The organism is Bacteroides helcogenes P 36-108 (assembly GCF_000186225.1).
GTDB lineage: Bacteria > Bacteroidota > Bacteroidia > Bacteroidales > Bacteroidaceae > Bacteroides > Bacteroides helcogenes.
The window spans coordinates 1378033-1401185 of sequence record NC_014933.1; the positions used below are offsets into that span (position 1 = coordinate 1378033).

The window sequence follows — 23153 nt, forward strand, 5'->3', positions numbered from 1 at the left end:
TTACTATGACAGAAAACCTTATCATCTTCAACGCCCGTGTAGTCACTCCGATAGGCTTTACCGCCCGGCGTGGAGCGGAAATGTCCGAACTTATCATATTGGATAATGCTACGGTAGAAGTTACCGACGGTATCATTACCTATGTCGGTGCAAACCGTGGGGAGAACCGCGATGGTTATTACCAACACTATTGGCACTACAATGCCCGTGGCAAATGCTTGTTGCCCGGTTTTGTGGATTCGCATACACACTTCGTCTTTGGAGGTGAGCGTGCCGAAGAATTCTCCTGGCGTCTGAAAGGTGAAAGCTATATGTCTATCATGGAACGTGGAGGAGGAATTGTGAGCACCGTAAAAGCAACTCGTGCATGTAACTTTATCCAGTTGCGTAGCAAAGCGGAAGGCTTTCTGAAGCAAATGAGTGCCATGGGGGTAACTACCGTCGAGGGGAAAAGTGGCTATGGATTGGACAGAGAAACCGAACTTCTCCAACTTCGCGTCATGCGCAGTCTGAATAATGACGAACATAAACGGGTGGATGTGGTATCGACTTTTCTCGGTGCCCATGCTGTGCCCGAAGAGTACAGCGGACGCACGGACGATTATGTCGATTATCTCATTCGGGAAATCATACCGGTCGTTGCCCAAAACAACTTGGCGGAGTTCTGCGATGTCTTTTGTGAGCAAGGTGTCTTTTCTATCGAACAATCCCGCCGCTTGCTGCTTGCTGCCAAGGAAATGGGATTTGCTTTGAAACTTCATGCCGACGAAATAGTACCTTTGGGTGGTGCCGGACTGGCTGCTGAACTTTCTGCTGTTTCAGCCGATCACCTGTTGCATGCTTCTGATGCGGATATTCGTGCCATGGCTGATAAAGGTGTAGTGGCAACCCTGCTTCCTTTGACTGCTTTTGCCTTGAAGGAACCATACGCCCGCGGACGTGAAATGATTGATGCCGGTTGTGCTGTAGCCCTTGCTACTGATCTTAATCCCGGTAGTTGTTTTTCCGGTTCTATTCCGTTGACCTTCGCTTTGGCGTGCATCTACATGAAACTAAGTATCGAAGAAGCTATTACCGCCCTCACCCTGAACGGCGCCGCCGCTTTGAATCGTGCTGATAGCATCGGCAGTATTGAAATAGGCAAGAAGGGTGATTTTGTACTACTGAATACGGATAATTATCATTTCCTACCTTATTATATAGGTATGAATTGTGTGAATACCACTATTAAAGAGGGGGTGATTTATCCTGTACTATAATAATTAAAATCTGAAACCCATGTTAGTCGATTTAACAGTAAAAGAATTCTTGAATAAAGTAGCAGGAAGCGATCCAGTCCCCGGCGGTGGAAGCATTGCTGCATTGAATGGTGCTATAGCTTCTGCTTTGGCAGCCATGGTTGCTAACCTCACCATCGGAAAGAAAGGCTACGAACCCCATGAAGACCTGATGCAGTATATTTCGGATGTAGCCCTACAGCAAAAAGAAATGTTTATAGCCGATATAGACCGCGATTCGGATGCATACGACAGTGTATTTGCCTGCTTCAAGATGCCTAAAGCTACTGATGAAGAAAAAGCGGCCCGTAGTGCAGCTATTCAGGAAGCCACTAAATATGCTGCCCTTGTACCTATGCAAGTGGCACGTAATGCTTATAAATTAATGACCATCATCATGGATGTGGCACGCCTCGGCAATCGTAATGCTGTGACTGATGCTTGTGTTGCCATGATGTCTGCCCGCTCTGCCGTATTGGGTGCATTGATGAATGTGCGCATCAATTTAGGATCTTTGAAAGATAAAGAGTTCGTAGCACAACTTCAAACGGAGGCGGATGAGTTGGAACATCTTGCTTGTGCAAAAGAAAAAGAATTGTTGGATGAAATCAATCAAGAACTGAAAGTATGAACAATGTCTATTTTGTAGGTTCGGGCGAACTCACATTCGACCTTATCGAACGCATTATCAATGAAAACCTGAAGCTGGAACTGGCCCCCGAAGCCAAGCAGCGTATACAGAAATGCCGCGATTATCTGGATAAGAAAATAGCCGAGTCCAACGAACCGCTATACGGAATCACTACCGGCTTCGGCTCCTTGTGTAGCAAGAATATATCATCCGACGAATTGGGCACCTTGCAGGAAAATCTGATTAAAAGCCATGCTTGCAGTGTCGGTGAGGAAATCCGTCCTGTGATCATCAAACTGATGTTACTACTCAAAGCACATGCCCTCTCTTTAGGACATAGTGGCGTACAGGTGATTACCGTGCAACGTATTCTCGACTTCTTCAATAATGATGTCATGCCTATTGTCTATGACCGTGGCTCATTGGGCGCTTCCGGCGATCTTGCCCCTCTTGCCAATCTTTTCCTTCCTCTTATTGGAGTAGGCGATGTTTATTATAAAGGCAAGAAGTGCGAAGCCATCAGTGTACTCGATGAATTTGGTTGGGAGCCCGTAAGGTTGATGAGTAAAGAAGGCTTGGCATTACTCAATGGAACTCAATTTATGAGTGCCAATGGTGTGTTCGCTATTCTTAAAGCCTTCCGTCTCTCCAAAAAAGCCGATTTGATTGCCGCTCTTTCGCTCGAAGCTTTCGATGGGCGTATCGATCCCTTTATGGATTGCATCCAGCAAATTCGTCCACACAAAGGACAGATTGAAACGGCTGCAAACTTCCGCCGCCTGTTGGAAGGTAGTGAGCTGATAGCTCATCCCAAGCAACATGTTCAGGACCCTTATTCTTTCCGTTGCATCCCGCAGGTACACGGTGCCACGAAAGATGCCATTAATTATGTTGCCTCCGTATTGCTGACCGAGATTAACTCCGTAACCGACAATCCCACGATCTTCCCCGATGAAGACTGCATTATCTCCGGTGGCAACTTTCACGGTCAGCCGCTTGCCATTTCATACGATTTCCTAGGGATCGCTCTTGCCGAATTGGGCAATATCTCCGAGCGTCGTGTTGCCCAGCTTATTATGGGCTTGCGCGGACTTCCCGAATTTCTTGTTGCCAATCCGGGGCTGAATTCCGGTTTTATGATACCGCAATATGCTGCCGCTTCGATGGTAAGCCAGAATAAAATGTACTGCTATGCCGCCAGCACAGATTCCATTGTTTCCAGTAATGGGCAAGAAGACCATGTAAGTATGGGAGCCAATGCTGCTACAAAACTTTACCGCATCATGGACAACCTGGAACATATACTCTCTATCGAGTTGATGAATGCTGCCCAAGGTATAGATTTCCGCCGTCCGTTGAAGACCTCTCCCATTTTAGAACGTTTTTTGCACGAATATCGCAGGGAAGTTCCTTTTGTGAAGGATGATATTGTGATGTATAAGGAGATTCTCAAGACAGTTGCTTTCCTCAACCGGGCAACGTTTGACTATTGATACCTTCTCAATAATCCGAACAGAAGTATAATATTTATTAATTCTATATAGAAGAAAAGAAAACTCAATCATTTGGTTGAGTTTTCTTTTTATATTTGTCTCCGTATTTGTTCCGGTATGGAATAACAATAGAGACTTTTAGATATAAAAATGAAGAATGAGCGAACACATTAAGAATTCTCCATCAAGAATGGAATTAAGGGAACGTATTCTCAGTATGGCGATGCAATCATTCATGTCACATGGCATCAAAAGTATAACGATGGATGATATTGCCACCTCATTGACTATTTCCAAGCGTACTCTTTATGAAGTGTTTCCGGACAAGGAAACATTGCTGGAAGAGTGCATCCGGCGAGGTCACAAGGAACATGACGAGTTTCTTCGTGACGTTGTGGCTACGGCGGACAATGTGATGGAAGTGCTCTTGCGTCTGTTCCAATGGAGTATTGAAAAGTTCCATGCCACGAACAAAAGTTTCTTTGAAGACATTAAGAAATATCCCAAGGCATATAAGCTGATGGCCTGCCGGCAGAACCATGATTCTGAGGAAGCGATCAGGTTCTTTAAGGAAGGTGTTCATCAAGGAATTTTTCGTGATGACATTAATTTTGCCATTACAGGATTGTTGGTGCACGACCAGCTTGACTTATTGATGAATTCGGACATTTGCAAGACTTATTCTTTCCTTGAAGTTTACGAGTCCATCATGTTTACGTTTTTGCGTGGCATTTCTACAGAAAAAGGTGCTCATGTATTGGAAGACTTCATCTGTGAGTATCGTAAGAAACAGATAAGGATAGATGAGAAAAAATAATCTAAAGAACATTCAATTTATGAAGATACAGAGATTTAGGATAGGCCGGATACTGCTGTTGGCAGTTACTCTGCTACATGTCGGTAATTGCATACAGGCGCAGGAGGTGAGAGATACGCTGATTTTGAACCTTGATAAAGCGTTGGAAATTGCTCTGAGCGATAATCCTACCATCAAGGTGGCGCAGGAAGAGATTAATTTGAAAAAAGTGGCCCATAAGGAAGCCTGGCAGAACTTATTGCCGCAAGCAAGCGTTGACGGTACATGGAATCATACCATTACCGCTGCGCAGATGAATCTTGGAGGGCAGTCGTTTAAGATGGGTATGGACAATTCGAATACGGTAAGCGGAGTGCTTAACATTAGTTTGCCTGTATTTGCCCCTGGTGTTTACAAGGCTATGTCTATGACAAAAACGGATATTGAATTGGCGGTTGAGAAATCACGCGCTTCCAAGCAGGATTTGGTAAATCAGGTAACTAAAGCTTATTATCAATTGATGCTGTCACAAGACTCTTATGATGTGTTGCGGAAAAGCTATAGGCTGGCAGAGGATAATTATAACATTGTCAATGCTAAATATCAACAGGGCACTGTCAGCGAATTCGATAAAATCAGTGCTGAAGTACAGATGCGGAGCATAAAGCCGAATGTGATCTCGGCAAGTAATGCCGTAGCTCTGTCCAGACTCCAACTAAAAGTTTTGATGGGGATTACCGCTAATGTGGAAGTAAAGATTGACGATAGTCTTAAAAGCTATGAAACAGTCTTGTTTGCCAATGAACTGGAACAAATCGTTACGAATTTGGAGTATAACACTACCATGAAGCAGTTGGACCTGAACAGGAAGATGCTTCAACAAAATATTAAGTCGTTGCGTACTAACTTTATGCCTACATTAGGTATGAATTATTCTTACCAGTATCAGTCACTATACAATGATAATTGGAATCTTTTTGATTATAATTGGGGAAGCAGTTCGGCATTGGTGTTCAGTCTGAGTATTCCTTTGTATAAAGCGAGTAACTTTACCAAATTGAAATCGAACCGCATCCAGATGCACCAATTGGAACAAAACCGGATTGATACCGAGCGTAAACTGAACATGCAGATAACCAGCTTTCAGAATAGCATGGCTGCCAGTTCCGAGCAGGTTGTCAGTAATCGTGAAAATGTGATGCAGGCGCAGAAAGCTGTACAGATTGCAGGTAAGCGTTATGAAGTGGGCAAGGGAACGGTACTTGAGTTGAATACTTCGCAAGTGCAGCTCACTGAAGCCGAACTTACTTATAACCAATCTATCTATGACTATTTGACTGCTAAAGCTGACCTTGACCAGATATTAGGGAGAGATTATATATTTAATGGGCAGAAATAAATAAGAACAATAATATGAAAAAAAGTTTTCAATTAATCGCCCTGCTGGCTGTTGCGATGTTGGGCTCATGTAGCGGTGGTAAAGACAAAGCTGTGACTGAAAAAGCGGACGAGAAACCAAGAGTGAAAACTGTTGAAGTGTCAGCCCGTCCGGTAGAACAAATTCAGGAATATACTGCTACGGTAGAAGCTGAGGTGAAAAATAATATTGCTCCTTCTTCTCCTGTGCGTATCGACCGGATTCTGGTGGAAGTGGGCGACCACGTGGTAAAAGGGCAGAAATTGGTAAGCATGGATGCGGCCAATCTGAAACAGACTAAATTCCAGTTGGACAATCAGGAAATCGAATTCAAACGCGTAGATGAATTATATAAAGTAGGTGGCTCCTCAAAATCCGAATGGGATGCTGCTAAGATGGCTTTGGATATAAAGAAAACGGCTTATAATAACTTATTGGAAAACACTTCATTGCTTAGTCCTATAAACGGGGTGGTAACAGCGCGCAACTATGATAGCGGAGACATGTACAGCGGAGGAAATCCAGTATTGGTAGTAGAACAGATTACTCCGGTGAAACTGCTTATCAATGTTTCTGAAACTTATTTTACTTTAGTAAAGAAAGGGGTGTCTGTGGCTGTGAAGCTGGATGTATATGGTGATGAAGCATTTGAAGGCACTGTCAGCTTGGTTTATCCTACTATTGATTCCAACACACGTACTTTCCCTGTGGAAATCAAGCTTGCCAACAGAGATCAGAAGGTCCGTCCGGGTATGTTTGCACGTGTCATGCTTAATTTCGGAACAAAAGAGAATGTGGTTGTACCCGATTTAGCCATTGTGAAGCAGGCAGGAGCCGGTGATCGCTATGTCTATGTGTACAAGGATGGCAAAGTTTCCTACAATAAGGTGGAACTTGGTCGTCGCATGGGTTCGGAATATGAGTTGATTTCCGGTGTTCCCGATCATTCGCAGATAGTAATTGCCGGACAAACGAAGTTGGTGAATGGCATGGAGGTAGAAGTCGAGAAGTAATAATGAAATGAAGAACTGAATATGTGAGTTCTTCATTCTTAATTTGAAAAGAGTATGAGTTTATATGAAGGTGCGGTTAAGAAACCGATAATGACCTCGCTTTGCTTTTTGGCAGTAGTGATATTTGGTCTGTTCTCCTTGTCCAAATTACCTATTGACTTGTATCCGGATATTGATACGAATACGATTATGGTGATGACGGCATATCCCGGAGCCAGTGCTTCGGATATTGAAAATAATGTAACTCGCCCGTTGGAGAATGTCTTGAACTCGGTCAGCAACTTAAAACATATCACTTCTCGTTCTTCGGAAAATATGTCTTTGATTACGCTGGAATTTGAGTTTGGTAATGATATTGATGTATTGACAAACGATGTGCGCGATAAGCTGGATATGGTAAGTTCTTCGCTTCCTGACGATGTGGAGAATCCTATTATCTTTAAGTTCAGTACGGATATGATTCCTATCGTGCTTCTATCCGTACAGGCAAACGAGAGTCAGGCGGCACTTTACAAGATATTGGATGACCGTGTGGTAAATCCCTTGGCTCGTATTCCCGGTGTGGGTACGGTTTCCATCAGCGGCGCGCCGCAGCGTGAAATTCAGGTATATTGCGACCCTTATAAACTGGAGGCTTACAATCTGAGCATCGAAACCATCAGTTCCATTATTGGGGCGGAGAACAGGAATATTCCCGGTGGAAATTTTGATATAGGTAATGAGACATATTCGCTGCGCGTGGAAGGAGAGTTTGACGATTCGCGTCAGCTTGAAGACATTGTGGTGGGAACTCACAATGGAGCCAGCATCCATCTGCGTGATGTTGCCAAAGTAGTGGATACGGTGGAAGAACGTGCTCAGGAGACTTATAATAATGGTGTGAAGGGAGCTATGATCGTCGTTCAGAAGCAATCCGGCGCCAATTCTGTAGAAATATCCGAAAAGGTGCAGCAGGCACTTCCCCGTTTACAGAAGAATTTGCCGAGTGATGTGAAGTTAGGTGTGATTGTCGATACTTCCGAGAATATTCTGAATACGATTGACAGCTTAACGGAAACCGTAATGTATGCATTGCTGTTCGTTGTTATTGTAGTATTTCTTTTCTTGGGTCGTTGGCGTGCTACGCTGATTATCTGCATTACGATTCCGCTTTCATTGATAGCCTCGTTTATTTATCTGGCTGTTTCGGGTAATACGATCAACATTATTTCCCTTTCTTCACTTTCCATTGCTATTGGTATGGTGGTGGACGATGCCATTGTGGTGTTGGAGAATGTCACTACACATATAGAACGTGGTTCCGAACCGAAACAGGCTGCTGTGCATGGTACAAATGAGGTGGCAATTTCTGTTGTCGCCTCTACATTGACTATGATTGCCGTATTCTTTCCGTTGACTATGGTAAGCGGTATGTCCGGTGTGCTGTTCAAGCAGTTGGGATGGATGATGTGTGCTATCATGTTTATCTCGACGGTAGCCGCTTTGTCTCTGACACCGATGCTTTGTTCGCAGTTGCTTCGTTTGCAGAAGAAACAGTCTAAAGCCTTTACGTTGTTTTTCAAACCGATAGAATGCGGACTTGACGGTTTGGATAATTGGTATGCTCGTATGTTAAACTGGGCGGTACGTCACCGTGCATCGGTGCTTATCGGTTGTGTGGCTTTCTTTATACTTAGTTTACTGTGCGCCAAAGCAGTTGGTACGGAATTTTTCCCGGCGCAGGACAATGCGCGTATTGCCGTTAAACTGGAATTACCGATAGGGACACGTAAGGAAGTGGCACAGGCGCTTTCGGAGAAACTGACCAATCAATGGCTGGAGAAATATAAGGGGGTTATGAAGATTTGTAATTATACTGTAGGGCAGGCCGATTCGGACAATACCTGGGCATCTATGCAGGATAACGGTTCGCATATCATTTCTTTCAATATTAGCTTGGTGGATCCGGGTGAACGTAGTGTTACGTTGGAAACCGTCTGCGACGAGATGCGTGATGATTTGAAGAAGTATCCGGAATTCAGCAAAGCGCAAGTTATCTATGGTGGTAGCAGTAGTGGCATGTCTGCCCAGGCCACTGCCGACTTCGAGGTTTATGGTTACAATATGGCAGAAACCGACAGTGTTGCCGCCAGCTTGAAGCGTGCATTACAGGGAGTGAAAGGAGTGTCTGAAGTGAATATCAGTCGCAGTGATTACCAGCCTGAATATCAGGTTGACTTTGACCGTGAGAAACTGGCATTGCATGGGCTGAACTTGTCCACTGCTGCTACTTATCTGCGTAACCGAATCAATGGGGCTACTGCTTCGAAGTATCGCGAGGATGGTGATGAGTATGACATCAAAGTGCGTTATGCTCCTGAGTATCGTACCAGTTTGGATGCCATTGAGAACATCCTTGTTTACAATGCCAAGGGTGAAGGTGTCCGTATCAAGGATCTCGGTACGGTGGTCGAGCGTTTTGCTCCTCCCACCATTGAACGTAAGGATCGTGAACGTATTGTGACGGTATCTGCCGTAATCTCCGGTGCTCCGTTGGGTAATGTGGTAGCGGCCGGCAATGCTATAATTGATAAGATGGATATCCCGTCGGATGTCACTATTCAGGTGTCCGGTTCGTTCGAAGACCAGCAGGACTCGTTCCGGGATTTGGGTACATTGGGGGTATTGATAATCATTCTTGTGTTCATAGTGATGGCTGCTCAATTCGAGTCGTTGACCTATCCCTTTATCCTGATTCTTTCTGTGCCGTTCGCGATGAGTGGTGTGCTGATGGCATTGTTTATTACTAATACAACGTTGAGTGTGATGAGTTTGTTGGGAAGCATCATGTTAATTGGCATTGTGGTGAAGAATGGTATTGTACTTATCGATTATACTATTCTTTGCCGCGAGCGTGGGCAGTCGGTGCTGAATGCGGTGGTTACGGCCGGCAAGAGTCGTCTCCGTCCGGTGCTGATGACTACCATGACTACTATACTTGGCATGATTCCGATGGCGGTAAGTACAGGACAGGGGGCTGAGATGTGGAGTCCTATGGCTATAGCCGTAATTGGCGGTCTGGCGGTTTCCACGATTCTGACCTTGATTTATGTCCCGACGATGTATTGTATTTTTGGTGGCGTAGGTATCAAGCGTCAGCGTCGCAAGATGCACAAGCAGATGGATGCTTATTTTAAAGAGCAAAATTGACAACCGCCAAATTATCAACTAATAGATATAATTAAAGATATGAAATCCGTATTAATTACATTCGATCAAGCATATTATGAACGCATCATTGCCACTTTGGACAGATTGAGCTGTCGTGGCTTCACATATTGGGAACAAGTGCGCGGGCGCGGCAGTAAGACGGGTGATCCGCATTATGGAAGTCATGCATGGCCTTCCATGTGTTCTGCCATCCTTGCGATGGTGGATGACGAAAAAGTAGATCCCTTGTTGGAAGTCCTGCATAATATGGACAGACAAACCGAGCAATTGGGGCTGAGAGCATTTGTCTGGAATATCGAAAAGACCATTTAGAACCTGTATTTAAAGGGGGAAACCACGTTTTCTTCAGGAATATTTCTTTTTTGTAGAAGGGGATTTTCTATCTTTGTGCCCGCATTGAGTTATGGAGAAGAATGTTTTGAAACATACGGGTTTGTTGGTGTTCGTTGTGGTAGTGACGTTACTGTTGATACACCTGTTGCCGGGCATTACGATAGGCGGGCACGTGATGAGGCGTGTGGACATCTTGGGAGATGTGCGGAATGTTCCCGAACCGATAATTGAGCCTGACAGTCTGCTGCCTCCGCTGCCCAAAGTAAAGCCTGCTTTTGTAGATACCTGCCGCACGGGAATGACTTGCATCGAAGATTACAGCGATTCCACTTTGCGGGGAATGACGAAGTTCTATCGTGCCATTGATGAACTGAAGGAAAAGCCCCGTCCCGTGCGAATTGCCTATTTCGGTGATTCTTTTATTGAAGCCGATATTCTGACGGCAGATTTGCGTGAGATGCTTCAAAAGAAATATGGCGGTTGCGGCGTGGGATTTGTCACCATCACTTCCATGACCAGTGGTTACCGTCCTACAGTACGTCACTCTTTCGGAGGATGGCAGAGCCATTCTATAATGGATTCTGTTTTTTTTGACCGCAGCAAGCAGGGAGTGTCCGGACATTACTTCATTTCACATGCCGGTGCATACGTAGAGTTGAAAGGGCAGAAATCGTACGCTTCCAGACTGGATACCTGCCAACGTGCCAGTATCTTTTTCTACAATCGTGGTGAAGCCGTCCTTACGGTACGTGTAAATCGTGAAGAGACTGTCACTGAAACCTTCGAGCCTATCAATGATTTACAGCAGATGACTGTGGAAGGGCATATCGGTTCTGTGCGCTGGACGGTAGAGAGGGCCGATTCCACTCTTTTCTATGGTCTTGCCTTGGATGGTACTTCCGGCATTGCGCTGGACAACTTCTCTTTGCGTGGCACTTCCGGTCTTTCCCTCCGTTCGGTTCCTGTGTGGATGATGCGCAAGTTCAACGAACAGCGTCCCTACGATTTGATAGTCCTGCAATACGGTTTGAACGTGGCTACCGAGCGTGGGCGGAATTATGATAAATACATTGCAGGCATGCGGACAACGTTACAACATTTGAAGGAGGCTTTTCCACAGGCAGCCATTTTGGTGGTCAGTGTGGGTGATCGTGACTATAAGACGGAAGACGGAGATTTGCGTACGATGCCCGGTATCAAAAATTTGGTTCGCTACCAGCAGAATCTGGCTGCAGATGAGGCTGTTGCTTTCTGGAATATGTTCGAGGCAATGGGCGGGGATGGCAGTATGGCGGGGATGGTGCATGCCAAGCCGTCATTGGCCAATTACGATTATACGCATATCAACTTCCGTGGTGGCAAATATCTGGCGGAACTTCTTTATAAGGCACTGATTTACGGTAAGGAACAATATGACAAAAGGAGGGCCTATGAAGAAGCGGAACCATAGGTATATACAGTGGAACGGCTTGCTGTTTACGATTTGTTGCACTGTACTGCTGGTCGTTCTTTCCGGTATGTCTTCGCTTTATGCGCAGGATGCACTTCCCGATATTCCTTCCGGACATAGGAGGGGTAAGAATTGCGATACTCTCTATCTCCGTTCACAACGTACGGATACGGTAAAGATTCCTTTGATAACTTTCCCTGCCGCCTTTCGACAACTGAAGGAAAATGAACTTACGGATAGCCTCGGGCTCCTGAAGCCATTTTGGGAGAAACTTCACCGGTTGTATATCGGTGTTTCTGCAGATACTGTGCGTATAGTCCATGTGGGAGACAGCCATATTCGCGGGCATATTTTTCCTCGTACTGTCGGTGAACTGATGCAGCATACTTTCGGCGCTGTTTCTTATACGGATGTGGGCATCAACGGTGCTTCCTGCGTCACTTTCACTCAATCCGGCCGCATTGAGGAGATTGCTGCGCTTCATCCCGACCTGCTTATTCTCTCTTTTGGAACAAATGAAAGCCATAACCGTCGTTATAACATATTGCTGCACTATCATCAGATTGACGACCTTGTGCGGATGCTTCGTGACAAATTGCCTGGTGTACCGATGCTTATGACTACTCCTCCGGGGTCATACGAGAGTTTTCGTCAGAGCCGTCGTCACTATGTCTATAAAATTAATCCGCGTACGTCAGTTGCCGTGCAGACCATTAGCCGTTATGCCGATGAGAATGGCTTGGCTGTCTGGGATATGTATGAAATACTGGGTGGGACTCGCCGCGCCTGTCTCAATTGGAAGGAAGCCGGACTGATGCGCCCCGATCATGTGCACTATCTGCCTGACGGTTATCGTCTGCAAGGCGAACTGTTTCATCAAGCCTTATTAAAAGCTTATAATGATTATGTGGAATATTGATGAATTCTTTTCTGGACTTGATATAGACCTGAACCGGGTATGCGATATCTTTATGTACGATCCCCATTCGCCAATGATATTCAGCAGCGGTGTTTTTCTTTGGCTGTTTGCTGCATTTACATTGGTTTATCTGCTGTTGCAACGTCGTACAACGGCTCGGTTGCTGTTTGTTACTCTGTTCTCTTACTTTTTTTATTATAAGAGTAGCGGGACGTATTTCTTTCTGCTGGCAGTTGTCACGGTGTGCGATTTCTTCATTGCTCGCCTGATGGTTCGTGAATCTGTGTCATGGCGGCGCAAGGCATGGGTGATGCTGAGTTTGGCCATCAATTTGGGGCTGTTGTGCTACTTCAAGTACACCAATTTCTTCGGTGGGTTCATAGCTTCTCTAACGGGCGGCACATTTGCGGCATTGGATATATTTCTTCCGGTGGGTATCTCATTCTTTACTTTTCAGTCTCTGAGTTATACCATTGATGTGTATCGCCGGGAGATAACGCCCCTCGCTAATCTGTTGGATTATGCTTTCTATGTGTCTTTTTTCCCTCAGTTGGTAGCGGGGCCTATTGTACGTGCCAAGGACTTCATACCGCAGATACGCCGGCCGCTGTTTGTCTCCCATGAAATGTTCGGACGGGGAATCTTCCTCATCGTCAGCGGGCTGTTCAAGAAAGCGATTATATCAGACTATATCAGTGTGAACTTTGTAGAGCGCATCTTCGACAATCCTACTCTCTATTCGGGGGTGGAGAATCTGATGGGTGTTTACGGCTATGCTTTGCAGATTTATTGTGACTTCTCCGGATATAGCGACATGGCCATCGGTATTGCTCTGCTGCTGGGCTTTCACTTCAACATTAACTTCGATTCTCCTTATAAGTCCGCTTCCATCACGGAGTTCTGGAGGAGGTGGCACATCTCGCTTTCCAGTTGGTTGAAAGATTATCTGTACATTTCGTTGGGAGGTAACCGGAGGGGAAAAATCCGCCAGTATGTCAATCTCATTATCACTATGTTTCTGGGTGGATTGTGGCATGGTGCTTCCTGGAATTTTGTGTTGTGGGGGATGTTGCATGGCGTTGCGCTTGCCGTCCATAAGTTCTGGATGGGCATTGCCGGCAGGAAAAAAGGAACGCATAGTCGCGGCATTTTGCGTTTTTTCGATATACTTGTCACTTTCCATTTTGTATGTTTCTGCTGGATATTTTTCCGCAATGCAGAGTTTTCTGCTTCGATAGATATGTTGAGGCAGATATTCACAGCATTCCGTCCGCAACTTCTCCCGCAATTGCTGGAAGGTTATTGGAGTGTGTTTGCTTTGATGGCATTGGGGTATTTCCTGCATTTTGCGCCTGGCAGTTGGGAGCGTGGTTGCACCAAAGCGGTCGTCCGTCTTCCGTTGCTTGGCAAGGCGGTGTTGATGGTCGTTATCATTTACTTGGTTATTCAGATGAAAAGCTCGGAGATACAGCCGTTCATTTACTTTCAGTTTTAAGCCTTTGGGCATGCGTGATTTTGATGAATCCTGATGCGTTACTCAGAAAAGAGATGGTATTGGGATTCTTTATTCCGGTTCCATATTTGCATCTATATACCCACTATCCTGCATCTATATATCGCGTTTCCTGGATCTATATATCGAGTAACCTGGATCTATAGATGCAGTCCGGTGGATCTATAGATGCAGCAAGCCCGATATATAGATGATATATTCTTCTCTTTTATCTTACTTTCTTCCTTCCTTTTCACGCCGTTTGCGGCTGCATGGATCTTTTCCCGTTCCCCCCGATTCCCGTGCCTGCTTCTTCCCTTCCCCTTCGCCCGCTTTATATATATAATGTGTCCCCTTCTTCTTTTTTAATCTTCCTTTTCCATCGGCATAAAACCATGTCTTCCCTCTTCCTTTGTCAATCAGCCTGTTAGGTATTGTATTGAAAAAAACTTCAGAAAAAGGTTTGGATATATTTGTTTCGTGTTTGTAAAATCTCTACTTTTGCACCCGCTTTCCAAGAGACGGGGAGCCTTGAGATTGACATTCTGAGAGAGACGGATCATGAGGGCAGGCCCTTTTTCCCTTTCCCCTCCCTTTCGCAAAGAGAGACGACGAGGAGAAAGAAAAAAGAAAAACTTCAGAAATATTTGGAGCATATACTTAAAAGTTCTTACCTTTGCATCCGCTTTCCTAAAGAAAGCCGATTTGAAACAAGCGATCTTTGAACAGATTTACATAAACAATACAAGTAGTACAAGAGCAAGGCACTTGACTTTTTTTATAAAGACGAGTGTCTTGGGTATAATGAAAGAACCGTCAATACTTATAATATATAGGTAAAGATAAACTTTTAATAAACCGAGCGTCCTGAACAGAGCAAAGACCGGCAGCAATGCCGGTTGACAATACTTTTACAATGAAGAGTTTGATCCTGGCTCAGGATGAACGCTAGCTACAGGCTTAACACATGCAAGTCGAGGGGCAGCATTGTCATAGCAATATGACAGATGGCGACCGGCGCACGGGTGAGTAACACGTATCCAACCTGCCTTCCACTCGGGAATAGCCTTTCGAAAGAAAGATTAATGTCCGATGGCACTGAAATAGGCCATCCTATTTCAGTTAAAGAATTTCGGTGGAAGATGGGGATGCGTTCCATTAGCTTGTTGGCGGGGTAACGGCCCACCAAGGCATCGATGGATAGGGGTTCTGAGAGGAAGGTCCCCCACATTGGAACTGAGACACGGTCCAAACTCCTACGGGAGGCAGCAGTGAGGAATATTGGTCAATGGGCGGGAGCCTGAACCAGCCAAGTAGCGTGAAGGATGACTGCCCTATGGGTTGTAAACTTCTTTTATAAGGGAATAAAACGGGCCACGTGTGGCCTTTTGCATGTACCTTATGAATAAGGATCGGCTAACTCCGTGCCAGCAGCCGCGGTAATACGGAGGATCCGAGCGTTATCCGGATTTATTGGGTTTAAAGGGAGCGCAGACGGGGTCTTAAGTCAGTTGTGAAAGTTTGCGGCTCAACCGTAAAATTGCAGTTGATACTGGGGCTCTTGAGTGCAGTATAGGCAGGCGGAATTCGTGGTGTAGCGGTGAAATGCTTAGATATCACGAAGAACTCCGATTGCGAAGGCAGCCTGCTGGACTGTAACTGACGTTCATGCTCGAAAGTGCGGGTATCAAACAGGATTAGATACCCTGGTAGTCCGCACAGTAACGATGAATACTCGCTGTTGGCGATACACAGTCAGCGGCCAAGCGAAAGCGTTAAGTATTCCACCTGGGGAGTACGCCGGCAACGGTGAAACTCAAAGGAATTGACGGGGGCCCGCACAAGCGGAGGAACATGTGGTTTAATTCGATGATACGCGAGGGACCTTACCCGGGCTTGAATTGCTAATGAATATGGCGGAAACGTCATAGCCGCAAGGCATTAGTGAAGGTGCTGCATGGTTGTCGTCAGCTCGTGCCGTGAGGTGTCGGCTTAAGTGCCATAACGAGCGCAACCCTTATCTATAGTTACCATCAGGCAATGCTGGGGACTCTATGGAGACTGCCGTCGTAAGATGTGAGGAAGGTTGGGATGACGTCAAATCAGCACGGCCCTTACGTCCGGGGCTACACACGTGTTACAATGGGGGGTACAGAAGGCAGCTACACAGCGATGTGATGCTAATCCCAAAAACCTCTCTCAGTTCGGACTGGAGTCTGCAACCCGACTCCACGAAGCTGGATTCGCTAGTAATCGCGCATCAGCCACGGCGCGGTGAATACGTTCCCGGGCCTTGTACACACCGCCCGTCAAGCCATGAAAGCCGGGGGTACCTGAAGTGCGTAACCGCAAGGAGCGCCCTAGGGTAAAACTGGTGATTGGGGCTAAGTCGTAACAAGGTAGCCGTACCGGAAGGTGCGGCTGGAACACCTCCTTTCTGGAGCGACGCTCACGTTACGCCAATCTTCAATGATTGACACTATTAAAAGTTGGTTCTTTCAGTGATACTGACATCAGAACCTCTTCGTACTACGCGTACTTGTTTATATATGATATAATGAGAAAGAAGAAGCCGAGCCGTAAGGCGAGGTTGAACTCGACAGTCCTATAGCTCAGTTGGTTAGAGCGCTACACTGATAATGTAGAGGTCGGCAGTTCAACTCTGCCTGGGACTACGTAAAGAGTTAGAAGTTGACAGTTCGAAGTTGATGGTTATTGTAACTTTCATCTTTCCACTTTCCACTTTCAACTAAAAAACGGGGGATTAGCTCAGCTGGCTAGAGCACCTGCTTTGCACGCAGGGGGTCAACGGTTCGAATCCGTTATTCTCCACATTCCATTCATTTGGAAGATGATCTTTGACATGATGTAACGAAAAAAGTAAAGTAAGAGCTGAAAGTATATATCGACCATACGTGATCGGTAAGACAAAAAGTAAGCAAGGGCGCATGGCGGATGCCTTGGCTCTCGGAGGCGATGAAGGACGTGATAAGCTGCGATAAGCTTCGGGTAGGTGCAAATGACCTTTGATCCGGAGATTTCCGAATGGGACAACCCGGTTAGTTGAAGACTAACCATTCTGCATAGCAGAAGGCTAACGCAGGGAACTGAAACATCTTAGTACCTGCAGGAACAGAAAATAAATAATGATTCCCCCAGTAGTGGCGAGCGAACGGGGAACAGCCCAAACCATACATGTTACGGCATGTATGGGGTTGTAGGACCACGTCGTGGGACGAAAGTTGGTGAGTGGAATGATCTGGAAAGTTCAGTCATAGACGGTGACAACCCGGTACACGAAGCCGACCGAACCTTAGTGGTATCCTGAGTAGCGCGGAGCACGAGGAATTCTGCGTGAATCTGCCGGGACCATCCGGTAAGGCTAAATACTCCCGAGAGACCGATAGTGAACCAGTACCGTGAGGGAAAGGTGAAAAGCACTTCGAACAGAAGAGTGAAATAGTTCCTGAAACCATGCGCCTACAAGCGGTCGGAGCACCTTTTGGTGTGACGGCGTGCCTTTTGCATAATGAACCTACGAGTTACTTTTTCCGGCGAGGTTAAGCGACTCAGTCGCGTATCCGAAGCGAAAGCGAGTCTTAATAGGGCGTATAGTCGGAAGGAGTAGACGCGAAACCAAGTGATCTACCCTTGGGCAGGTTGAAGGATGGGTAACACCATCTGGAGGACCGAACCAATAAGCGTTGAAAAGCTTCTGGATGACCTGAGGGTGGGGGTGAAAGGCTAATCAAACTTGGAGATAGCTCGTACTCCCCGAAATGCATTTAGGTGCAGCCTTGACTTATACTGGTATGAGGTAGAGCGACTGATAAGATGCGAGGGCTTCACCGCCTATCAAGTCTTGACAAACTCCGAATGCGTACCAGTTCTATGTCAGGAGTGAGGGCATGGGTGCTAAGGTCCATGTCCTAAAGGAGAACAATCCGGACCAACAGCTAAGGTCCCGAAATGAACACTAAGTTGAACTAACGAAGTCAGATTGCTAAGACAGCTAGGATGTTGGCTTGGAAGCAGCCATTCATTTAAAGAGTGCGTAACAGCTCACTAGTCGAGGAGTTTGGCGTGGATAATAATCGGGCATAAGTGTTCTACCGAAGCTTTGGGATGAGAAATCATCGGTAGGGGAGCATTCCACTCGGCGTTGAAGGCGGGGCGTGAGCCCTTCTGGAGCGTGTGGAAAAGCAAATGTAGGTATAAGTAACGATAAAGGGGGTGGGAAACCCCCTCGCCGAAAGACTAAGGTTTCCTGATCAACGCTAATCGGATCAGGGTCAGTCGGGTCCTAAGGCTCAGCCGAACGGCGAGGCCGATGGCAGAACCGGTTAATATTCCGGTACTACCTTCAGGAGTGACGTGGAGACGGAGCAGTGACAATGCCGCCATCTGACGGAATAGATGGTTGAAGGGTGTAGATGTTGATTGTGCCAGGCAAATCCGGTGCAAGAGTCGAACCTGACAGTACGGAGCGTTCTTCGAACAATCCGATAGCGCATGTAATCATACTCCCGAGAAAATCCGCTAAACTTCATCCTGTTGGTACCCGTACCGTAAACGGACACACGTAGTCGGGTTGAATATACTAAGGCGCTTGAGTGAATCACGGTTAAGGAACTAGGCAAATTGACCCTGTAACTTCGGGATAAAGGGTCCTCACAGCAATGTGAGGCGCAGAGAATAGGTCCAGGCAACTGTTTAACAAAAACACAGGGCTATGCGAAATGGAAACATGAGGTATATAGCCTGACACCTGCCCGGTGCTGGAAGGTTAAGAGGAGATGTCATCGCAAGAGAAGCATTGAATTGAAGCCCCAGTAAACGGCGGCCGTAACTATAACGGTCCTAAGGTAGCGAAATTCCTTGTCGGGTAAGTTCCGACCTGCACGAATGGTGTAATGATCTGGACGCTGTCTCAACCGTGAGCTCAGTGAAATTGTAGTATCGGTGAAGATGCCGATTACCCGCGATGGGACGAAAAGACCCCGTGAACCTTTACTATAGCTTAACATTGAATTTGGGTGATTGATGTGTAGGATAGGCCGGAGGCTTTGAATCAGGTACGCCAGTATTTGTGGAGCCGCTGTTGAAATACGGCCCTTTGATTATTTGAGTTCTAACCCGCTGATGCGGGGACACTGTTTGGTGGGTAGTTTGACTGGGGTGGTCGCCTCCAAAAGTGTAACGGAGGCTTCTAAAGGTGCCCTCACGACGATTGGTAACCGTCGGCAGAGTGTAATGGCATAAGGGCGCTTGACTGGGAGACTGACAAGTCGATCAGGTAGGAAACTAGAGCATAGTGATCCGGTGTTTCCGTATGGAAGGGACATCGCTCAAAGGATAAAAGGTACTCCGGGGATAACAGGCTGATCCCTCCCAAGAGCTCATATCGACGGAGGGGTTTGGCACCTCGATGTCGGCTCGTCACATCCTGGGGCTGGAGAAGGTCCCAAGGGTTGGGCTGTTCGCCCATTAAAGTGGCACGCGAGCTGGGTTCAGAACGTCGTGAGACAGTTCGGTCTCTATCTATCGTGGGCGTATGAAATTTGCGTGGCTCTGACACTAGTACGAGAGGACCGTGTTGGACTGACCTCTGGTTTACCGGTTGTGCCGCCAGGTGCATTGCCGGGTATCTAAGTCGGGATTGGATAAGTGCTGAAAGCATCTAAGTACGAAGCCAGCCACAAGATTAGATTTCTCAGGGTCGTCAAAGACTATGACGTTGATAGGATGCAGGTGTACAGGCAGCGATGTCACAGCCGAGCATTACTAATTGCCCGTTGACTTTTTGTCTTCCGTAGTATGGGGGATATATACGTTCAGCATATCGTAATGATTAATTACGCATGACTTTACTTTTTGCATCATGTCTGCCTTATTCAGGTGACTACAGCACCGGGGTTCCACCTCTTCCCATTCCGAACAGAGAAGTTAAGCCCGGTCACGCCGATGGTACTGCGTAACAGTGGGAGAGTAGGTAGTCGCCGTTTTAGAGAAGCCCCCGTATTCCGGAAAGAATGCGGGGGCTTTATTTGTTTATGGAAAGGCTGGATTTTGTCAGACATATAGATCGAATAAAAACATTAAGGATTAAAAGTCTTTAAAACCAGTATTTTATATCCTGTTTTTACTTTCACTTCCAATTCTTTCTTTGTATCTTTACTTCATATTAGGAGTTCGGATAGATATCTTTTAATGAATAAATAAATCCTTTCTTAATAGAAGAAATTTGTGGTGTTGACAAACAAATATTAACTGTGACTTGTTTTATATAAGTAGATTAATAAAACGACATGAAAACAACTGTAAAGACATTTTGGTTTTGTATGCTGTTAATGCTGGCTTACAGTATTAGTGGCAAAGCCATTGACTTTACACAGACAAATATGAAACATAGTAATGTTGCTGAAGTTTCTGCTTCTTTGTCTTCTTGTTCATCATATGCTTTGAGTAATATAAATAAGAGCAGTTCGATATATGCCGATATTAAATTGATTGGTGTTTCGGATGTGGAATTAGGCAGCAAGCCGATTTCAGAAACTTACTCCTTTAATCAACAGCGTTTACGCAGAATTATTGAGGATAATCTATTTCTCAGAAATATTCTTTTGATACTATCCAACCACGAGGCGCATCTCGTACAAAGTCTCACTAAATTATACTATTCGGATAAAGATCCCAATTATGCTTTGGCAGGTTGTGATTATTACATCTATACGCTTCGGCGAATTCTTATTTAAACACATATTCCATCCTTTCTGTAGACTTCCCTCTTGCACTGCTTTTTGAAAGTAATGTAGGTGACCCTTTGTGTACTTGTGTATATTGAAGTTTGGTCGCAAGGTTGATTACGCCCTGTCGGATTCGTAACGGGAAGTTGTATCCTTATGATTTATTTTCAAAATCAATTTTAATACTAACAATTAAATTTTTCATTATGGAAACTACTCAAAAAAAGTCTGCTTCTTTTAAAGGTATCAAATCTGCCGGCTGGGTAATTATCATCTGTTTTATCATTGCTGTGCTTATCTTTAATTTCGTGTTGGGAAATCCTTCCAACTTTATGAACAATGATCCGAGTAACCATCCATTGCCGGGGAATTTCCTTGGTACTATTTATAAAGGAGGTTTTATTGTTCCGGTAATTCAAACTCTCTTGTTGACCGTCATTGCATTGAGCATTGAACGTTATATTGCCATACGCGCGGCTTTTGGCAAGGGGTCATTGGTGAAATTCGTCGCCAACATTAAAACGGCCTTGGCTGCGGGGGATATGAAGAAAGCGCAACAGATCTGCGATGCACAACGTGGTTCGGTAGCTAATGTAGTAAATGCTACTTTGAAGAAGTATGCCGAAATGGAAAATGACCCTGCCCTGGCTAAAGATCAGAAATTACTTGCTATTCAGAAAGAGCTGGAAGAAGCTACCGCATTAGAATTGCCGATGATGGAACAGAATCTTCCGATTATCGGTACTATCACCACTTTGGGTACATTGATGGGATTGCTTGGTACGGTTATCGGTATGATTCGTTCATTTGCCGCTTTGGCTGCCGGAGGAAGTGCAGATTCTATGGCATTGTCACAAGGAATTTCTGAGGCCTTGATAAATACGGCTTTCGGTATTTTGACCGGTGCATTGGCCGTTATCTCTTATAATTATTATACTAATAAGATTGATAAGTTGACATACAGCCTTGACGAGGTTGGTTTCTCTATCGTACAGACTTTTGCAGCTACACATAAATAAATTGATAATTGACGGTTGGGCTGCGCTATGGTGTAGTACATCAGTTCTCAATTCTGATTTTTAATTCTCAATTTAATAATTATGGGTAGAGTAAAAATTAAAAAGAAAAGTACGTTCATTGATATGACTGCTATGAGTGACGTGACTGTATTGCTGCTGACTTTTTTCATGTTGACTTCCACGTTCGTGAAGAAAGAACCAGTACAGGTTACCACTCCGGCATCGGTTTCCGAGATCAAGATTCCGGAGACTAATATCCTTCAGATATTAGTCGATCCGAACGGAAAGATATTTATGAGTCTGGACAAGCAGTCGGACTTGCGCAATGTGCTGGAGGCTATGGGGCAAGAGTATGGAGTGACTTTCACTTTGGAAGAAATCAAGAAATTCACGCTGGCCTCTGCTTTCGGAGTGCCCATGAAGAGCATGAAGAAATTTTTGGGCTTGCCTCAAGACCGGCAAGACGCTGTATTAAAGAATGAGGGAATACCTGCTGACAGTATTGACAATCAGTTTAAGGCTTGGGTGCGAAATGCCCGTGCTGTGAACGGTGATTTGCGTATTGCCATAAAGGCAGATGCTGATACTCCTTATTCCGTAATCAAGAATGTAATGAACTCGCTTCAGGATCTCAGAGAAAATAGATATAATCTGATTACCTCTTTGAAAACCACTTCTGAAGACTAATAAAAATAAATTATGGCTGAAATACAAGAAAGCGGAAATAAGAAAGGTGGAAAAGGCAAACAGAAAAAGATGACTGTCAGGGTGGACTTTACTCCGATGGTTGATATGAATATGTTGCTGATTACCTTCTTTATGCTTTGTACCTCACTGAGCAAACCTCAGACTATGGAGATAAGCATGCCGAGCAATGACAAGAGCATTACCGAAGAACAGCAGAGCAAAGTAAAGGCATCTCAGGCCATTACGCTGTTGCTGGGCGATGACAACAAATTGTATTATTATGACGGGGAGCCTAACTACAAGGACTACACTTCGCTGAAGGAGACGACCTATCAGCCGGATGGTTTGAGGGCTATGCTGCTGCGGCGTAATAGAGCTGCTGTGGATGAAGTGAACAATCTGAAGCAACAGAAGCTGGAACTGAAAATATCAGAAGAAGAATTTGAGAAGCAGCTTTCCGGAATCAAAAGTGGAAAGAACACACCGACGGTCATTATAAAAGCCACCGATGCTGCTTCATATAAGAATCTGATTGATGCCCTCGATGAAATGCAGATATGCAGTATAGGTAAATATGTGATAACGGAAATTGCCGATGCCGACCGGTTCTTGATGAAGAACTATGAAAGCAAAGGCGGATTGTCACAGAATATTGCCGAATAATGTGTAA

At 45.3% G+C, this 23153-nt stretch carries 15 protein-coding genes, 2 tRNA genes and 3 rRNA genes; all 20 read left to right on the plus strand.

Annotated elements, in window-relative coordinates; genetic code table 11:
* The first annotated feature begins 5 nt into the window (after positions 1-5).
* The 20 genes from hutI (at position 6) to BACHE_RS05570 (ending at position 23146) form a co-directional block, all read left to right on the plus strand.
* On the plus strand, positions 6-1259 hold the full coding sequence (gene hutI / locus BACHE_RS05470; RefSeq protein ID WP_013546697.1) for an imidazolonepropionase: 1254 nt from the start codon (positions 6-8) through the stop codon (positions 1257-1259).
* A 19-nt stretch (positions 1260-1278) separates the two neighbouring features.
* Positions 1279-1908, plus strand: coding sequence for a cyclodeaminase/cyclohydrolase family protein (locus BACHE_RS05475; RefSeq protein ID WP_013546698.1), 630 nt, complete (start codon positions 1279-1281; stop codon positions 1906-1908).
* Complete coding sequence (hutH, locus tag BACHE_RS05480) at positions 1905-3401, plus strand: histidine ammonia-lyase (protein WP_013546699.1); 1497 nt, start codon at positions 1905-1907, stop codon at positions 3399-3401. The genes BACHE_RS05475 and hutH overlap by 4 nt, the downstream gene beginning before the upstream one ends.
* Before the next feature lie 157 nt (positions 3402-3558).
* On the plus strand, positions 3559-4218 hold the full coding sequence (locus BACHE_RS05485; protein ID WP_013546700.1) for a TetR/AcrR family transcriptional regulator: 660 nt from the start codon (positions 3559-3561) through the stop codon (positions 4216-4218).
* Between the two features lie 19 nt (positions 4219-4237).
* The gene (locus BACHE_RS05490) at positions 4238-5596 is read left to right on the plus strand and encodes a TolC family protein (protein ID WP_013546701.1); all 1359 of its coding nucleotides are present in this window, start codon (positions 4238-4240) and stop codon (positions 5594-5596) included.
* A gap of 14 nt (positions 5597-5610) precedes the next feature.
* Positions 5611-6627 (plus strand): efflux RND transporter periplasmic adaptor subunit, encoded by a 1017-nt coding sequence (locus BACHE_RS05495; protein ID WP_013546702.1) that lies wholly within the window; start codon positions 5611-5613, stop codon positions 6625-6627.
* Between the two features lie 54 nt (positions 6628-6681).
* A complete protein-coding gene (locus tag BACHE_RS05500; RefSeq protein ID WP_013546703.1) occupies positions 6682-9816 on the plus strand; it encodes an efflux RND transporter permease subunit in 3135 nt (1044 codons plus the stop codon).
* A gap of 39 nt (positions 9817-9855) precedes the next feature.
* Positions 9856-10149, plus strand: a complete 294-nt coding sequence (locus BACHE_RS05505; RefSeq protein ID WP_013546704.1) for a PG0541 family transporter-associated protein — start codon at positions 9856-9858, stop codon at positions 10147-10149.
* Between the two features lie 91 nt (positions 10150-10240).
* Positions 10241-11620, plus strand: a complete 1380-nt coding sequence (locus tag BACHE_RS05510) for an SGNH/GDSL hydrolase family protein (RefSeq protein ID WP_013546705.1) — start codon at positions 10241-10243, stop codon at positions 11618-11620.
* Positions 11601-12539, plus strand: a complete 939-nt coding sequence (locus tag BACHE_RS05515) for an SGNH/GDSL hydrolase family protein (protein ID WP_013546706.1) — start codon at positions 11601-11603, stop codon at positions 12537-12539. Before BACHE_RS05510 ends, BACHE_RS05515 begins: the two co-directional genes overlap by 20 nt.
* On the plus strand, positions 12526-14034 hold the full coding sequence (locus tag BACHE_RS05520) for an MBOAT family O-acyltransferase (protein WP_013546707.1): 1509 nt from the start codon (positions 12526-12528) through the stop codon (positions 14032-14034). Before BACHE_RS05515 ends, BACHE_RS05520 begins: the two co-directional genes overlap by 14 nt.
* 910 nt (positions 14035-14944) lie before the next feature.
* Positions 14945-16468, plus strand: a 16S ribosomal RNA gene (locus tag BACHE_RS05530).
* 164 nt (positions 16469-16632) lie between these two features.
* Positions 16633-16706 (plus strand) — tRNA-Ile (locus tag BACHE_RS05535).
* An 83-nt stretch (positions 16707-16789) separates the two neighbouring features.
* Positions 16790-16863 (plus strand) — tRNA-Ala (locus tag BACHE_RS05540).
* A 96-nt stretch (positions 16864-16959) separates the two neighbouring features.
* Positions 16960-19839, plus strand: a 23S ribosomal RNA gene (locus BACHE_RS05545).
* A gap of 86 nt (positions 19840-19925) precedes the next feature.
* Positions 19926-20036, plus strand: a 5S ribosomal RNA gene (gene rrf, locus BACHE_RS05550).
* Together the 16S, 23S and 5S rRNA genes with 2 tRNA genes alongside form the textbook arrangement of a ribosomal RNA operon.
* 303 nt (positions 20037-20339) lie before the next feature.
* On the plus strand, positions 20340-20786 hold the full coding sequence (locus tag BACHE_RS05555) for a hypothetical protein (protein WP_013546708.1): 447 nt from the start codon (positions 20340-20342) through the stop codon (positions 20784-20786).
* Between the two features lie 197 nt (positions 20787-20983).
* Entirely contained in the window at positions 20984-21796 is an 813-nt protein-coding gene (locus BACHE_RS05560) for a MotA/TolQ/ExbB proton channel family protein (RefSeq protein WP_013546709.1), read from the plus strand.
* Positions 21797-21877: 81 nt separating this feature from the next.
* Positions 21878-22483: an ExbD/TolR family protein gene (locus BACHE_RS05565; RefSeq protein WP_013546710.1), complete on the plus strand. Its 606-nt coding sequence runs from the start codon at positions 21878-21880 to the stop codon at positions 22481-22483.
* A 12-nt stretch (positions 22484-22495) separates the two neighbouring features.
* Positions 22496-23146 (plus strand): ExbD/TolR family protein, encoded by a 651-nt coding sequence (locus tag BACHE_RS05570; RefSeq protein WP_013546711.1) that lies wholly within the window; start codon positions 22496-22498, stop codon positions 23144-23146.
* Positions 23147-23153: the final 7 nt, after the last annotated feature.

Coding starts and splice junctions, on each gene's coding strand:
- hutI (WP_013546697.1), top strand. CDS start 6: ATGACAGAAAACCTTATCATCTTCAACGCCCGTGTAGTCACTCCGATA.
- BACHE_RS05475 (WP_013546698.1), top strand. CDS start 1,279: ATGTTAGTCGATTTAACAGTAAAAGAATTCTTGAATAAAGTAGCAGGA.
- hutH (WP_013546699.1), top strand. CDS start 1,905: ATGAACAATGTCTATTTTGTAGGTTCGGGCGAACTCACATTCGACCTT.
- BACHE_RS05485 (WP_013546700.1), top strand. CDS start 3,559: ATGAGCGAACACATTAAGAATTCTCCATCAAGAATGGAATTAAGGGAA.
- BACHE_RS05490 (WP_013546701.1), top strand. CDS start 4,238: ATGAAGATACAGAGATTTAGGATAGGCCGGATACTGCTGTTGGCAGTT.
- BACHE_RS05495 (WP_013546702.1), top strand. CDS start 5,611: ATGAAAAAAAGTTTTCAATTAATCGCCCTGCTGGCTGTTGCGATGTTG.
- BACHE_RS05500 (WP_013546703.1), top strand. CDS start 6,682: ATGAGTTTATATGAAGGTGCGGTTAAGAAACCGATAATGACCTCGCTT.
- BACHE_RS05505 (WP_013546704.1), top strand. CDS start 9,856: ATGAAATCCGTATTAATTACATTCGATCAAGCATATTATGAACGCATC.
- BACHE_RS05510 (WP_013546705.1), top strand. CDS start 10,241: ATGGAGAAGAATGTTTTGAAACATACGGGTTTGTTGGTGTTCGTTGTG.
- BACHE_RS05515 (WP_013546706.1), top strand. CDS start 11,601: ATGAAGAAGCGGAACCATAGGTATATACAGTGGAACGGCTTGCTGTTT.
- BACHE_RS05520 (WP_013546707.1), top strand. CDS start 12,526: ATGTGGAATATTGATGAATTCTTTTCTGGACTTGATATAGACCTGAAC.
- BACHE_RS05555 (WP_013546708.1), top strand. CDS start 20,340: ATGAAAACAACTGTAAAGACATTTTGGTTTTGTATGCTGTTAATGCTG.
- BACHE_RS05560 (WP_013546709.1), top strand. CDS start 20,984: ATGGAAACTACTCAAAAAAAGTCTGCTTCTTTTAAAGGTATCAAATCT.
- BACHE_RS05565 (WP_013546710.1), top strand. CDS start 21,878: ATGGGTAGAGTAAAAATTAAAAAGAAAAGTACGTTCATTGATATGACT.
- BACHE_RS05570 (WP_013546711.1), top strand. CDS start 22,496: ATGGCTGAAATACAAGAAAGCGGAAATAAGAAAGGTGGAAAAGGCAAA.